The 12,831-nt window shown below is 69.4% G+C and carries 12 protein-coding genes; 9 read left to right on the forward strand and 3 right to left on the reverse strand.

The window, feature by feature from the left end:
- Positions 1–84 precede the first annotated feature (84 nt).
- Genes VARPA_RS10580 through arfB form a run of 3 tightly spaced genes read left to right on the forward strand, consistent with a single transcriptional unit; the run spans position 85 to position 2,440 of the window.
- Complete coding sequence (locus VARPA_RS10580) at positions 85–780, forward strand: TetR/AcrR family transcriptional regulator (RefSeq protein ID WP_041942851.1); 696 nt, start codon at positions 85–87, stop codon at positions 778–780.
- A 42-nt stretch (positions 781–822) separates the two neighbouring features.
- On the forward strand, positions 823–2,007 hold the full coding sequence (locus VARPA_RS10585; RefSeq protein WP_013540552.1) for an acetyl-CoA C-acyltransferase family protein: 1,185 nt from the start codon (positions 823–825) through the stop codon (positions 2,005–2,007).
- A gap of 25 nt (positions 2,008–2,032) precedes the next feature.
- Entirely contained in the window at positions 2,033–2,440 is a 408-nt protein-coding gene (arfB, locus tag VARPA_RS10590; RefSeq protein ID WP_013540553.1) for an alternative ribosome rescue aminoacyl-tRNA hydrolase ArfB, read from the forward strand.
- Here arfB and VARPA_RS10595 read toward each other — a convergent pair.
- From VARPA_RS10595 to VARPA_RS10605, 3 genes are read right to left on the reverse strand one after another with little or no spacing between them, the layout of a single operon-like run.
- Positions 2,409–3,194 (reverse strand): glutathione S-transferase family protein, encoded by a 786-nt coding sequence (locus VARPA_RS10595; RefSeq protein ID WP_013540554.1) that lies wholly within the window; start codon positions 3,192–3,194, stop codon positions 2,409–2,411. The two genes, arfB and VARPA_RS10595, sit on opposite strands and share 32 nt — an antisense overlap.
- Positions 3,195–3,208: 14 nt before the next feature.
- On the reverse strand, positions 3,209–4,192 hold the full coding sequence (locus tag VARPA_RS10600; protein ID WP_013540555.1) for a quinone oxidoreductase family protein: 984 nt from the start codon (positions 4,190–4,192) through the stop codon (positions 3,209–3,211).
- 4 nt (positions 4,193–4,196) lie between these two features.
- Positions 4,197–4,970 (reverse strand): GntR family transcriptional regulator, encoded by a 774-nt coding sequence (locus tag VARPA_RS10605; RefSeq protein ID WP_013540556.1) that lies wholly within the window; start codon positions 4,968–4,970, stop codon positions 4,197–4,199.
- Positions 4,971–5,124: 154 nt separating this feature from the next.
- Between VARPA_RS10605 and VARPA_RS10610 the strand changes: the two genes are divergently transcribed.
- The 6 genes from VARPA_RS10610 to VARPA_RS10635 are packed head-to-tail and all read left to right on the forward strand — an operon-like array spanning position 5,125 to position 12,829.
- Positions 5,125–6,180 carry an ABC transporter substrate-binding protein gene (locus VARPA_RS10610; protein WP_013540557.1) on the forward strand — a complete coding sequence of 352 codons (1,056 nt, stop codon included), beginning with the start codon at positions 5,125–5,127 and terminating at the stop codon, positions 6,178–6,180.
- On the forward strand, positions 6,164–7,909 hold the full coding sequence (locus VARPA_RS10615; RefSeq protein ID WP_013540558.1) for an ABC transporter permease: 1,746 nt from the start codon (positions 6,164–6,166) through the stop codon (positions 7,907–7,909). The genes VARPA_RS10610 and VARPA_RS10615 overlap by 17 nt, the downstream gene beginning before the upstream one ends.
- A gap of 33 nt (positions 7,910–7,942) precedes the next feature.
- A complete protein-coding gene (locus VARPA_RS10620; RefSeq protein WP_013540559.1) occupies positions 7,943–9,058 on the forward strand; it encodes an ABC transporter ATP-binding protein in 1,116 nt (371 codons plus the stop codon).
- 44 nt (positions 9,059–9,102) lie between these two features.
- Positions 9,103–10,749, forward strand: coding sequence for a carboxylesterase/lipase family protein (locus VARPA_RS10625; RefSeq protein WP_013540560.1), 1,647 nt, complete (start codon positions 9,103–9,105; stop codon positions 10,747–10,749).
- A 41-nt stretch (positions 10,750–10,790) separates the two neighbouring features.
- Positions 10,791–12,005: a CaiB/BaiF CoA transferase family protein gene (locus VARPA_RS10630; protein WP_013540561.1), complete on the forward strand. Its 1,215-nt coding sequence runs from the start codon at positions 10,791–10,793 to the stop codon at positions 12,003–12,005.
- Complete coding sequence (locus VARPA_RS10635; RefSeq protein ID WP_013540562.1) at positions 12,002–12,829, forward strand: enoyl-CoA hydratase; 828 nt, start codon at positions 12,002–12,004, stop codon at positions 12,827–12,829. Before VARPA_RS10630 ends, VARPA_RS10635 begins: the two co-directional genes overlap by 4 nt.
- Positions 12,830–12,831: the final 2 nt, after the last annotated feature.

The raw sequence follows: 12,831 nt of genomic DNA on the forward strand, positions 1-12,831 counted from the left end.
GGCCCGTAAAATTCCTACTGGCGGGTAATGTCACAGTTCGCCGCATTGCGCGGCATCCGGACTTTCCCCGCCCGCAGAAACCCGATGCCTCCCATGCCTCGCCAAGCCCCAGCACTCCGCCAACCCCTCTCTCCCTCCCCCTGGGAGCCTGCCGACAAGCGCGCGCAGCAGCGCGAAGTCAAGCGCAATGCCGTGCTGCAGACGGCCGCGCAGCTCTTCAACGAGCGCGGCTTCCATGCGACCTCGCTCGACGACATTGCCGAGCGGCTCAACGTGAGCAAGCCCACGCTCTATTACTACGTGGAGAGCAAGGACCAGATCCTGCTGGAGTGCGTGAAGACCGCGCTCGACCTGATGCAGACCGGCATCGACGAGGTGCGCGCCGCGGGCGGCAGCGCCATCGACCAGCTCAAGGCCTGCATGCGCATCTACTCGGGCGTGGTGACGCAGGACTTCGGCATGTGCGTGATCCGCATCGGCGAAGACCCGCTGCCCGCGCCGCTCAAGAAGGAGCTGCGCCGCCTGAAGGCCGGCATCGACGGCCAGTTCCGCCGGCTCATCGAGGACGGCGTGGCCGAAGGCTCGCTCGCGCCCTGCGATCCGAAGATGGCAGCCTTCATGCTGGCCGGCGCGCTCAGCTGGATCGGCCGCTGGTACCGCCCCGACGGCGACCTGACGCCCGACCAGATCGCCGACCAGGGCATCGAGCTGCTGCTCAATGGCGTGCTGCACCGCCCGGCCGTGGCGCGTCGCAAGCCCGCCGCCGTGAAGGCCGGGTGACCGGCCGCGAACCGATTTTTTTCAATCCAGGAGAACCACACCATGACCCAACGCGACATCTTCGTGGTCGGCACCGCCCGCACCGCCATCGGCACCTTCGGCGGCGCGCTGAAGGACGTGCCCAACACCCAACTGGCCACCACCGCTGTCAAGGCCGCCATCGAACGCAGCGGCCTCGCGCCCGATGCCATCGGCCATGTGGTGATGGGCAATGTGATCCCCACCGACGTGAAGGACGCGTACCTGAGCCGCGTGGCCGCCATCGATGCGGGCTGCCCCATCGAGACGCCGGCCTTCAACGTCAACCGCCTCTGCGGCTCGGGCCTGCAGGCTATCGTGTCGGCGGCGCAGGCGATTGCGCTGGGCGACTGCGACATCGCCATCGGCGGCGGTTCGGAATCGATGAGCCGCGGCCCGTACTTCGACACCTCGGCGCGCTACGGCGCACGCATGGGCGACGCGGTGCTGGTCGACTACATGCTGGGCATCCTGCACGACCCGTGGGAGAAGATCCACATGGGCATCACCGCCGAGAACGTGGCCGCGCGCTACGGCATCACGCGCGAGCAGATGGACGAGCTGGCCGCCACCAGCCAGCAGCGCGCCGCCGCCGCCATTGCCGCGGGCCGCTTCAAGGAACAGATCGTTCCGGTCGAAATGAAGACGCGCAAGGGCGTCGTGCTGTTCGACACCGACGAGCATGTGCGCGCCGACACCACCGTGGACACGCTCTCGAAGATGAAGCCCGCGTTCAAGAAGGACGGCCTCGTCACCGCCGGCAATGCCTCGGGCATCAACGACGGCGCGGCGGCCGTCGTGCTGGCCGAAGGCGGCCGCGTGAAGGCGCTGGGCCTGAAGCCCCTCGCGCGCCTCGTCGGCTACGCGCACGCCGGCGTCGAACCTGGGTACATGGGCATCGGCCCGGTGCCGGCCACGCGCAAGGTGCTGGAGCGCACGGGCCTCAAGGTCAGCGACTTCGACGTGATCGAGTCGAACGAAGCCTTCGCGGCGCAGGCCTGCGCGGTCATCAAGGAGCTGGGCTTCGATCCGGCCAGGGTGAACCCGAACGGCTCGGGCATTTCGCTCGGCCATCCGGTGGGCGCGACCGGCGCGATCATCACGACGAAGGCGATCGCCGAGCTGCATCGCTCGGGTGGCCGCTATGCGCTGGTCACGATGTGCATCGGCGGCGGGCAGGGCATTGCGGCCGTGTTCGAGCGCGTCTGAGCGCGTTCGGGGCACACTTGCGGACATGCTCCGCCCACCCATCCTGATCGACCCCGACGAAGTCGAGATCAGCGCCATTCGTGCGCAGGGCGCGGGTGGGCAGAACGTCAACAAGGTGTCGAGCGCGGTGCACCTGCGCTATGACATCCACGCCAGTTCGCTGCCCGCCGATGTGAAGGAGCGGCTGCTCGCATTGCGCGACAGCCGCATCACGCAGGAGGGCGTCTTCGTGCTCAAGGCGCAGCAGCACCGCACGCAGGAGATGAACCGTGCCGACGCGCTCGCGCGGCTGCAGGCGGTCGTCGACACCGTGGCCACGCCGCCGCGCGTGCGGCGCGCCACCAAGCCCACCTACGGTTCGAAGCAGCGCCGGCTCGAAGGCAAGAGCCAGCGTTCGCAGATCAAGAGCCTGCGCGGGCGGGTGCAGGACTGAGCGCAGCCGCCGCGTCGCGCTGGCGCAGCGCGGCGTCGAAGCGATCGAAGCGTGCGAGCGCGAAGGCGGGGCGCTGCTGGACGCGCGCCCACCAGCCGGCCGTGCGCGGGCAGCGGTCGTGCGACAGCGCATCCGGTGCGAGTTCGGCGATGCGCGCCACGAACGGCACGGCCGCGATGTCGGCCAGCGAATAGGCGCCGCCGACCAGCCAGTCGCCGCTGTCCGCGAGCATCGCTTCCATCTTGCCGAGCAGCGCCAGCAGCTTCTCGAGCGCCACCGCTTTCTCTTCGTCGGTATAGGGCTGCCGCGCGATGCGTGTCCAGGCCTCGCGGCGCTCGGGCGTCGGAATGCGTTCAAGGCGCTCCTTGAGCTGCGCGTCGCTCCACTGGCTCGCGCCAGGCTGCAGCGCGATGCTCCAGTTCAGGACGAGGAGATGCGGCAGGGATTTCTCGTCGGTCCAGCGCACGAAGTTGCGCATCACCGCGCGGTCGTATGCATCGGCCGGCCTGAGCGGCGGCTGCGGATGCACGTCGTCCAGGTACTCGCAGATGGTCGAGCTCTCGTAGAGCGAAGCGCCGTTGTCCAGCCGCAGCGCCGGCACGACGCCGTTCGGGTTCATCGCGAGATAAGCGGGCGAATGGTGCTCCTGCTTTCCCATGTCGATGGGAATGCTTTCGTAGGCGAGGCCTTTTTCGGCGAGGCACAGGCGCACGCGGCGCGACGCGCTGGAGAGCCAGCCGTGGTAGAGCTTCATGGCGAAGGTTTCCTTCAGGGGATCAGCACAGCGGCGCCGGTAGTGGCGCGGCTTTCGAGTTCCTCGTGCGCGCGGCGCGCCTCGGCGAGCGGATAGCGGTGGCCCACTTCGAGCGTCACCTGGCCGCCGAGCACCGCGTCGAACAACGCCGCCGCGCCGCGCCGCAGGTCGGCTGCCGTGGCGATGAAGGTGCGCAGCGTGGGCCGCGACACGCTCAGCGATTTCGCATGCAGCCGCTGCAGGTCGAAGGCTTCCACGTCGCCCGACGCGGTGCCGTAGTTGATCGCCATGCCCAGGGGCTTGAGGCAATCGAGCGAGGGCAGGAACACATCCTTGCCGACCGCGTCGTAGACCACCGAGACGCCCTGGCCGCCCGTGCATTCGAGCGTGCGCGCCACGAAGTCCTCGCGGCGGTAGTCGATGACGTGGTGGCAGCCGTGCGCGCGCGCGATCGCCATCTTGGCCTCGGAGCCGACGGTGCCGATCACCGTCGCGCCGAGCGCGCGCGCCCACTGGGAAAGGATCACGCCCATGCCCCCGGCCGCCGCGTGCACCAGCACCGCCTCGCCGGGCGCGACGGGGTACAGGCGCCTGAGCAGGTACTCGGCCGTGAGCCCGCGCAGCAACGTGGCGCCCGCGACTTCTTCGGATATGCCCACAGGCAGCGGCACGACCCGGTGCGCTGGAATGTTGCGCACCGCCTGATAGGCGCCCGGATGGAAGTACGCCACCGACTGCCCGATGTGCAGGCCCGCCTCCACGCCGGGTCCGATCGCATCGATGGTGCCCGCGCCCTGCGCGCCGAGGACGACCGGAAACGCGGTGACCGCATGCGGTCCGTGCGAGCCGCGGCGCTGGTAGATGTCGGCGAAGTTCAGGCCGATGGCCGACTGCCGGATGCGCACTTCGCCCGGTCCGGGATCGCCCACCTCGACCTCCACCTGTTCGAGCACTTCGGGGCCGCCGTGGGCCTGGATGCGAATGGCCTGCGTGCGCATGGCGTCAGGCCTTGCTGGTCGACTTGGCCGTGGGCTTGCGCCCGCGCGCGGCACGCTCCGTGACCGCCAGCGCATCGGCCGCCACCTCGGGTGTGGCCACGGGCGCGGCCACCGGCACGCCGTGCGGCATGCTGGCGATGGCGTCGGCATACACGTTGCCGCCGCTGGAGATGTGGCCGGTCATCGCGCGATAGGCGGCGTCCTCGTCGCCGTTCAGGATGGCATCGAGCACCTGCTTGTGCTCCACCAGCGAATTGCGGATGCGCCCCGGCCGATCGAAGAGGGTGCGCTGCGGATGCCGCATGCGCAGCCGCATCGCGCGCAGCTGGCGGGCCAGTACCTCGTTCAGGCTGCCGTCGTAAATGATCTCGTGGAAGCTCCTGTTGGCTGCGCCGTAGAGCTCGGCGTCGTCCTTCGCGGCGGCGTCGCGACAGGCCTGGTCGGCCAACGCCAGTTGCTTGCGCTGCACGGCGGGCATGCGGCGAGCCGAGAGCCGGGCGGCCAGGCCTTCGAGCTCCATGAGGATTTCCAGCATCGCCACGTATTCCGGCAGCGAGAGGCTCGCCACCACCGCGCCCTGGCGCGGCACCGTGGTCACCAGGCCGGCCGACATGAGCTGCAGCAAGGCCTCGCGCGCCGGGGTGCGCGACACCTCGAAGCGGTCCATGAGCGCCTGCTCGTCGATGCGGGAGCCGGCCACCAACTGGCCGGAAGTGATCTCCGCCTCGAGGGCGGCGCGAATCTTGTCGCTGAGATTGATGCGTGGCGATGGGGGCATGAAGGGTCTCCGATGCGCTGGATTCTAAACATCATCGTGCACGCAGGTGCTTCATAAAAATACGTAGAAACGAGATATGTATTTTTATGAGACTCATGAATACACTGAAAACGAGCCGGCGCATTCATCCACAGATCCGGCCATGGAGACATTCATGCAACTGAACCGACGCCATTTCCATGCCCTGGCCGGCGCCGCCGCTTCGGCGGCCGCGCTCGCGCCGTGGCACAGCGCAAGCGCCCAGACTTCGCTCGACGCGCTGCACGAAGCCGCGAAGAAAGAGGGCGAACTCACCTGGTACATCGTCTACCTGCCCTCCGAAGACGCCGAACTCATGTCGCGCACCTTCACCGCGCGCTACCCGGGCGTGAAGGTGAACGTGGTGCGCACCACGGCGCAGGTCGCGTTCCAGCGCCTGAACCAGGACCTGAAGGCGAAGACGGCCAACTGCGACGTCTTCTCCTCGACCGACATCGCGCACTACCTCGATCTGAAGAAGCGCAAGCTGCTCATGAAGTACGTGCCCGCGGCCTCCGCCACCATGGACAAGCGGCTGCAGAACCTCGACCCCGATGGCTACTACCACGTGGCCAGCGTCGCGATGGTCGGGCTCGTCTACAACACGCAGAAGGTCAAGGCCGCCGACGCGCCCAAGAGCTGGAACGACCTCGTCGATCCGAAGTGGCGCGGCCTCGCCTCGGTAGGCCATCCGGGCTTCAGCGGCTTCGTGGGCGTCTGGGCCATCGAGATGCGCAAGCTCTACGGCGATGGCTGGTTCAAGAAGCTCGCGGCCAACAAGCCGCAGGTGGGCCGCTCGATCATCGACACGGTCACCACCGTCACCTCGGGCGAGCGCTCCATCGGCGCCGGTCCCATCAACCTCGCGGCGATGATGGCCGAGAAGGGCAACCCGCTCGCGATCGTCGCGCCGAAGGAAGGGCCGGTGCTCATGCTCTCGCCCTCGGCCGTCATGGCCAACGCGCCGCACCCGAACGCCTCGAAGCTCTTCATGGAATGGCTGCTCGGTAGCGAGGACGTCGACAAGCTCTCGATCGACCGCTTCGGCGTGCCCAAGCGCGCCGGTGCCAAGCCGCGCCCCGGCGTGCTGGGCCTGGACGACAGCAAGACCGCGTTGCGCCCCGACCCGCAGGAGTCGGTGGACGGCGTGCCCGAAGTCATCGACCTGTGGCGCGATGCTTTCGGCGTCTGAGGCGGTGGCACCGCAATCGGCCCAGCCGGTGCGCATGGCCGTGCCCTCGCGGCTGGCCGACCCCGCGCTCTGGCTCTTCGGCATCCTGGTCGTCGCGCTGGTGCTGCTGGTGGCCAACCCGATCCTGCGGCTGGTGTGGGACAGCTTCAGCAGCGCCGACGGCGGCGCCACGCTGCGCAACTACACGAGCGCGCTCGGGCGCAGCCGCAACCTGCAGGCGCTGCTGAATTCGCTCTACCTCGGCGGTGCGGTCACGGTGCTCGCGCTCGCGCTCGGGGTGCCGCTCGCGCTGGCCGTTTCGCGCACCAACATGCCGTGCCGCAACCTCACGCACATGGGCGTGCTGGCCGCGTTCGTGATGCCGAACTTCCTGGGCGCCATCGCGTGGATCCTGCTCGCGGGCCCGAACGCGGGCTGGCTCAACCGGCTGTGGCTGGAGGTGTTCGGCGGCGCGGGCGATGACAGGGGCCCGTTCAACATCTACAGCTTCTGGGGGCTCGCGTTCGTCATCGCGCTCTACACCTTCCCGCTGATCTACGTGTTCACCAAGTCGGCGCTGGACCTCATCTCCACCGAGCTGGAGGACGCCGCCTCGATCCACGGCGCGGGCAAGTTCAGAACGCTCACGCGCGTCACGCTGCCGCTGGTGATGCCGTCCATCGTGGGCGCGGCGATCTTGATCTTCCTGGAGTCGGTGGCGCTTTACGGCACGCCCGCGCTCATCGCGATTCCGGCGGGCATCAACCTCGCGACGACGCAGATCGTGTCCTTCTTCGAATACCCGCTGCGGGTGGAGCAGGCGGCCGCGTTCTCCATGCCGATCCTGGTGCTCACGGTGGTCATGCTCTGGGTGCAGCGCCGGCTGCTCTCGCGCAAGGGCTTCGTCTCGGTGTCGGGCAAGGGCGGCGAGCGCCGGCCGTTCGACATCGGCTGGTGGAAGTGGCCGCTCCTGGCCTATGCAGCGCTGGTGTCGCTGCTCACGGTGGTGATGCCGCTGGCCATCCTGGTGCTCGCGTCGCTCTCCAAGGCCTGGGGCCGCGGCGTGACCAAGGGCAACCTCACGCTGGCGAACTATTACGACATCTTCTTCCAGCAGCTCACGGTGCGCGAAGCCATCGTGAACACGGTGCTCTATTCGGGCGCGACCGCGCTGGTCTGCGTGCTCATGGGGCTGTGCGTGGCCTACGCGGTGCAGCGGCGCATCACGCCCTGGCCGGGCGTGGTGCAGTTCCTCGCGCTGGCGCCGGTGGCGGTGCCGGGACTGATCCTCGCGATCGGCCTCTACGCCGCCTACGCCGGCCCGCCGTTCTCGCTCTACGGCACGGGCGCGCTGATCGTGGTGGCCTTCACCACGCGCTTCCTGCCCATCGCGGTGACCGCCTGCGCGGCAGCCGTGCGCTCCCTCAACCCCGAGCTCGAAGAGGCGGTGCGCGTGCTCGGCGGCGGGCGCATCACGGTGCTTGCGCGGGTGGTGTTTCCGCTGCTCAAGACCACGCTGGTGGGCGTCTTCATCCTGGTCTTCGTGATCTGCACGAAGGAGCTGTCCACCGCCGTGTTCCTCACCGGCCCGGCCTCGCGCGTGGTCTCGGTGCTCACGCTCGACCTGAGCGAGCAGGGCAACTACGAGACGCTGGCCGCGATGGGCGTGGTGCTGGTGATGATCACCACGCTGGTGGTGGCCGCGGGCATGCGCATCGCCGGGCGCGACTTCATGCTGCGCCGGCTCTGAAGAACCGAGACACAAGGAAAGAGAACCGACGCCATGCCCAACATGCCCAACACGTCCAACATGTCCAACATGTCCAACATGTCCAACATGTCCAAGCTGCACCTGAAGAACATCCACAAGAACTACGGCACCACCGCCGTGGTGAACGACCTGAGCCTGGAGCTGCGCCAGGGCGAGCTCGTCACGCTGCTGGGCCCCTCGGGCTGCGGCAAGACCACCACGCTGCGCATGATCGCGGGCTTCATCGAACTCACGGCCGGTTCGATCGAGATGAACGGGCAGCAGATCTCCGGCGCGGGCCGCACGGTGCCCCCCGAGCACCGCGGCATGTCGATGATCTTCCAGAGCTACGCGATCTGGCCGAACATGACGGTCGCCGAAAACGTGGGCTTCGGCCTCGACGTGCGGCGCACGCCGGCCGCCGAGTCGAAGCGGCGCGTGGGCGAAATGCTGGAGGTGGTGCACCTCGGGCACCTGGCGCACCGCTACCCGGCCGAGCTCTCGGGCGGCCAGCAGCAGCGCGTGGCGCTCGCACGAGCGATGGTCGTGCGGCCGGAGGTGCTGCTGCTCGACGAGCCGCTCTCGAACCTGGACGCCAACCTGCGCGAGGAAATGGCCAACGAGATCCGGCGGCTGCACGACGAGTTCCGCTTCACCACGGTCTACGTCACGCACGACCAGTCGGAGGCAATGACCATCTCCGACCGCATCGCGGTGCTCAACCTCGGCCGTCTCGAGCAGATCGATACGCCCTGGAACCTCTACAACCGTCCGCACACGCCGTTCGTGGCCGGCTTCATCGGCCGCACCAACCTCGTGAGTGCAACACTGCGCGCGGGCTGCATCACGCTGGACGGGCTGCACGGCGAGGTGCCGATCCAGGACGAGGCCGCGCGCGACCGCGCCGATGCGCGCGTGTCGATCCGCCCACAGTCGCTCTACCTGGGCACCGACGTGCTGGGCGCGCTGCCGATGGGGCGGGTGGCCGTCGTGTCGCGCACCTACCTGGGCGAGTACTGGGACTACGTCGTGCGGCCGCTGGGCGGCGGCGACACGCTCAAGGTGCATGCGCCGCCCTCCAGCGTGCTGGAGATCGGGCACGAATCGGCGCTGTCGGTGGACCCGCGCGGCGTAGCCGTCGTGAGCTGACGGCGAATCCACGCAACAACAACAGAAAGACCTCCGACGTGACGATGCAGCAGCAACCTCGATCAACGCCTTTTCTCAACCGCCGCGGCCTGCTCGGCGCGACCGTCGCCACCGGCGCGCTGTGGTGCGCCAAGGGCGTGCGCGCCATGACCGAGAGCGAAATATTTCCCGTCGTGGAGACGGCGAACGGCCGCCTGCGCGGGCTCATGTCCGGCGGCATCGCCGTGTTCAAGGGCGTGCACTACGGCGCCGACACCTCGGGCGCCAACCGCTTCATGCCGCCCGCGCCGGTGGCGCGCTGGGCCGGCGTGCGCGACGCGACCGCCTACGGCAACTACGCGCCGCAGATGCCGGCCGACCGGCGCCGCGCCTATGCCGACCTCATCATGTACGACCTGCAGCCGGGCGGCATGGGCGAGGACTGCCTGGTGATGAACATCTGGACGCCTTCCGCCTCGCCCTCGGGCCGCAGCCGGCGGCCGGTGATGGTGCACCTGCACGGCGGCGGCTACTACGCGGGCTCGGGCAACTCGCCGCAGTTCGACGGCGAGATGCTCGCGCGCTTCGGCGACGCGGTGGTCGTCACGCTCAACCACCGGCTCGGGTCCTTCGGCTTCCTCGACCTCTCGGGGCTGGGCGATGCGCGCATGGCGCAATCGGGCGCGGCGGGCATGCTCGACATCGTCGCGGCGCTCGGCTGGATCAGGGAGAACATCGCGGCCTTCGGCGGCGACCCGTCGCGCGTGCTGGTGTTCGGCCAGTCCGGCGGCGGCTTGAAGACCAGCGTGCTGATGGCAATGCCCTCGGCGCGCGGGCTCTTTCACCGAGCGGGCGTGATGAGCGGCTCGGGCCTGCGCGTGGCGCCGCAGGAAGCCTCCCGCAAGGCCGCCGGCGAGTTCGTCGCATCGCTGGGCCTCGGCAAGGACCCGATCGCCCGGCTGCAGGCATTGCCGATGCACACGCTGCTCGCGGCGCAGGTGACCATGGAGAATGCCGACCGCGCGAAGGGCGAGGCGCCGCGCGCCTTCTCGCCGGTGCTCGACGGCACGGCCATCGCGCGGCATCCGTTCGATCCGGACGCGCCCGCGCTATCGGCCGAGGTGCCGATGATCGTGGGCACCACGCTCGACGAGAGGGCTTACCGCCGGATCGATTTCAACGCCGACGAGGCGGCTCTCCTGAAATTCGCCGAAGCCCGAGTGGGCGACGATGCGCGCCGCCTCGTGGCCATGTACCGCGACGAGGACCCGTCCGCGTCGCCCTATGTGCTGCAGGCGCGCATCGACACCGACATGACCTTCCGCCGGGCTGCGCAACTGCAGGCCGAGCGCAAGGCCGCCGCGGCAGCCGCGGGTGCCGCGCCGGCCTACGCCTACCTCTGGAAGATTCCGAGCCCGGCCTATGGCGGGCGCTACGGCGCGCCGCACGGCACCGACATCGGGCCGAGCCTGCACGACATCCGCCACGGCCTGAACGGCCCGAGCGCGGAGAGCGTGCGGCTGGCCGACCAGCTCGCGGGCGCCTGGGTCGCCTTCGCAGCCACCGGCGATCCGAACAACGCACGCACGCCTCAGTGGCCGGCCTACACGGCGCAGCGGCGCGGCACGCTGGTCTTCGAGGGTGACGGCAGCCGCACGCGTGCCGAGGACGATCCGCGCCAGGCCTTCCGCACTTACTGGGCCGCGCGCTGAGGCGCGGGCGAACACACACCGACCACCGAAAGCACATCGCCATGGCCGACACCGACACCGACATCCAGCCCGCCGAACTTCCGCTCTCCCGCTACAAGGTGCTGGACCTCAGCATCGCCCGCGCCGGCCCCGTGGCCGTGCGCCTCCTGGCCGACTGGGGCGCCGACGTGACGCGCGTCGATCCGCCGCCCGCGCAGGACCGCGGCTCCGTCACCGGACGCCGCCGTGGCTCGGACGAGCAGAACCTGCACCGCAACAAGCGCAGCCTGTGCCTGGACCTGAAGTCGCCGCGCGGCGCCGAGGTGCTTCGGCGGCTCATCGCGCGCAGCGATGTGGTCGTGGAGAACTTCCGCGCCGACGTGAAGGAGCGCCTGGGCCTGACCTATGCGCAGTTGCAGCGCATCAACCCGCGCGTCATCCTCGCGAGCATCTCGGGCTTCGGGCAGGACGGCCCGTACAGCGACCGGCCCGGCGTCGACCAGATCGTGCAGGGCATGTGCGGGCTGAGCTCGGTGACCGGCGAGCCCGGGCGCGGGCCGGTGCGCGTGGGCATCGCCATCTCGGACACCACCGCCGGCATGTTCCTCGGGCAGGGCATCCTGCTCGCGCTGCTGCATCGCGAGCGCACGGGCCAGGGGCAATGGGTCCACACCTCGCTGATCGAGAGCATGCTCAACAAGCTCGACTTCCAGGGCGCGCGCTACACGGTCGACGGCGAGGTGGCGCGCCAGCAGGGCAATGCGCACCCCACGCTCGCGCCGATGGGCACCTACCGGGCGCGCGACGGCATGGTCAACATCGCGGCCACCACGGCGCGCATGTGGGCTGGCTTCTGCGAGGCGCTCGATGCGCGGTCGCTGCTCGCCGACGCCCGCTACCAGGAAGCCGCCTCGCGGCTCGCGCACCGCGCGCAGCTGGACGCCGACATCGACGAGATCACCTCGGGCTTCGACACGGCCGAGCTCGTGGCGCGGCTCAATCCGGCGGGCGTGCCTTGCGGGCCGATCTACGACATCGGGCAGGCCTTCGAGGACGCGCAGGTGAAGCACCTCGCCATGACGAGGCCCGCCCGGCATCCGGTGCTGGGCGACATCGAGCTGCTGCGTTCGCCGATCAATCTCTCGGCGGTGCCGCATCCGCCGCGCTTTCACCTGGCCGGCCCCGACCCCGGCGAGCAGAGCGACGCGTTGCTGCAGGAGCTGGGCTACGACGACGGTGCCATCGCGGCGATGCGCGCCGAAGGAGCCGTGGCATGAGCGCGCCCGGCACCTCCAACGCGCGCCGCCTGCCCTTGACGACTTCGAAGATCGTGGCCGAGGTCGAGGACGGCGTCGGCTGGCTCACCTTCAACAACCCCGAGCGGCGCAATGCCGTTTCGCTGGAGATGTGGCGGGGCCTCGGCGACGCGGCCGAGGCCTTCGAGGCCGATGCGCAGGTGCGCGTGGTCGTCATGCGCGGAGCCGGCGGCCAGTCGTTCGCGGCCGGTGCCGACATTTCGGAGTTCGAGCAGTTCCGCGCCAATGCCGAGCAGAAGGAGGCCTATGGAAAGATCGCCGCACGCGGCCAGCTCGGGCTCGCGCAGCTCACCAAGCCGCTCATCGCGATGATCGAGGGCTTCTGCATCGGCGGCGGCCTCGCGCTGGCGTTGACCGCTGACGTGCGCATCGCCACCGCGGGCTCGCGCTTCGGCATTCCGGCGGCAAAGCTCGGGCTGGGCTACGAGTACGCGGGCATCGCGGCGCTCGCGCGGCTGGTGGGGCCGTCCGCGGCGAAGGACATCCTTTTCAGCGCGCGCTTTCTCGCGGCCGACGAGGCGTTGCGCATCGGGCTCGTGAACACCATCGCCGACGACGGCCAGCTGCACCAGCAGGTGCGCGCCTATGCGCAGGGCATTGCGGGCAACGCGCCGCTCACCGTCCATGCGGCCAAGGCCGCGGTGCGCGCCTTCGAGCGCTACTCGGCCACGCCCGAGGCGGAGGCGATCGAGGAGCTGGTCAACCGCTGCTTCGACAGCGAGGATTACCGCGAGGGCCGCCGTGCCTTCATGGACAAGCGCACGCCGCATTTCAAAGGACGCTGAGC

The sequence above is a fragment of the Variovorax paradoxus EPS genome, assembly GCF_000184745.1.
Taxonomy (GTDB): Bacteria; Pseudomonadota; Gammaproteobacteria; order Burkholderiales; family Burkholderiaceae_C; genus Variovorax; species Variovorax paradoxus_C.

Bases quoted from the DNA above. Each gene is read 5' to 3' on its own strand.
- VARPA_RS10580 (WP_041942851.1), top strand. From the start codon at position 85: ATGCCTCCCATGCCTCGCCAAGCCCCAGCACTCCGCCAACCCCTCTCT.
- VARPA_RS10595 (WP_013540554.1), bottom strand. From the start codon at position 3,194: ATGAAGCTCTACCACGGCTGGCTCTCCAGCGCGTCGCGCCGCGTGCGC.
- VARPA_RS10635 (WP_013540562.1), top strand. From the start codon at position 12,002: ATGAGCGCGCCCGGCACCTCCAACGCGCGCCGCCTGCCCTTGACGACT.
- VARPA_RS10605 (WP_013540556.1), bottom strand. From the start codon at position 4,970: ATGCCCCCATCGCCACGCATCAATCTCAGCGACAAGATTCGCGCCGCC.
- VARPA_RS10600 (WP_013540555.1), bottom strand. From the start codon at position 4,192: ATGCGCACGCAGGCCATTCGCATCCAGGCCCACGGCGGCCCCGAAGTG.
- VARPA_RS10620 (WP_013540559.1), top strand. From the start codon at position 7,943: ATGCCCAACATGCCCAACACGTCCAACATGTCCAACATGTCCAACATG.
- VARPA_RS10585 (WP_013540552.1), top strand. From the start codon at position 823: ATGACCCAACGCGACATCTTCGTGGTCGGCACCGCCCGCACCGCCATC.
- arfB (WP_013540553.1), top strand. From the start codon at position 2,033: ATGCTCCGCCCACCCATCCTGATCGACCCCGACGAAGTCGAGATCAGC.
- VARPA_RS10625 (WP_013540560.1), top strand. From the start codon at position 9,103: ATGCAGCAGCAACCTCGATCAACGCCTTTTCTCAACCGCCGCGGCCTG.
- VARPA_RS10630 (WP_013540561.1), top strand. From the start codon at position 10,791: ATGGCCGACACCGACACCGACATCCAGCCCGCCGAACTTCCGCTCTCC.
- VARPA_RS10615 (WP_013540558.1), top strand. From the start codon at position 6,164: ATGCTTTCGGCGTCTGAGGCGGTGGCACCGCAATCGGCCCAGCCGGTG.
- VARPA_RS10610 (WP_013540557.1), top strand. From the start codon at position 5,125: ATGCAACTGAACCGACGCCATTTCCATGCCCTGGCCGGCGCCGCCGCT.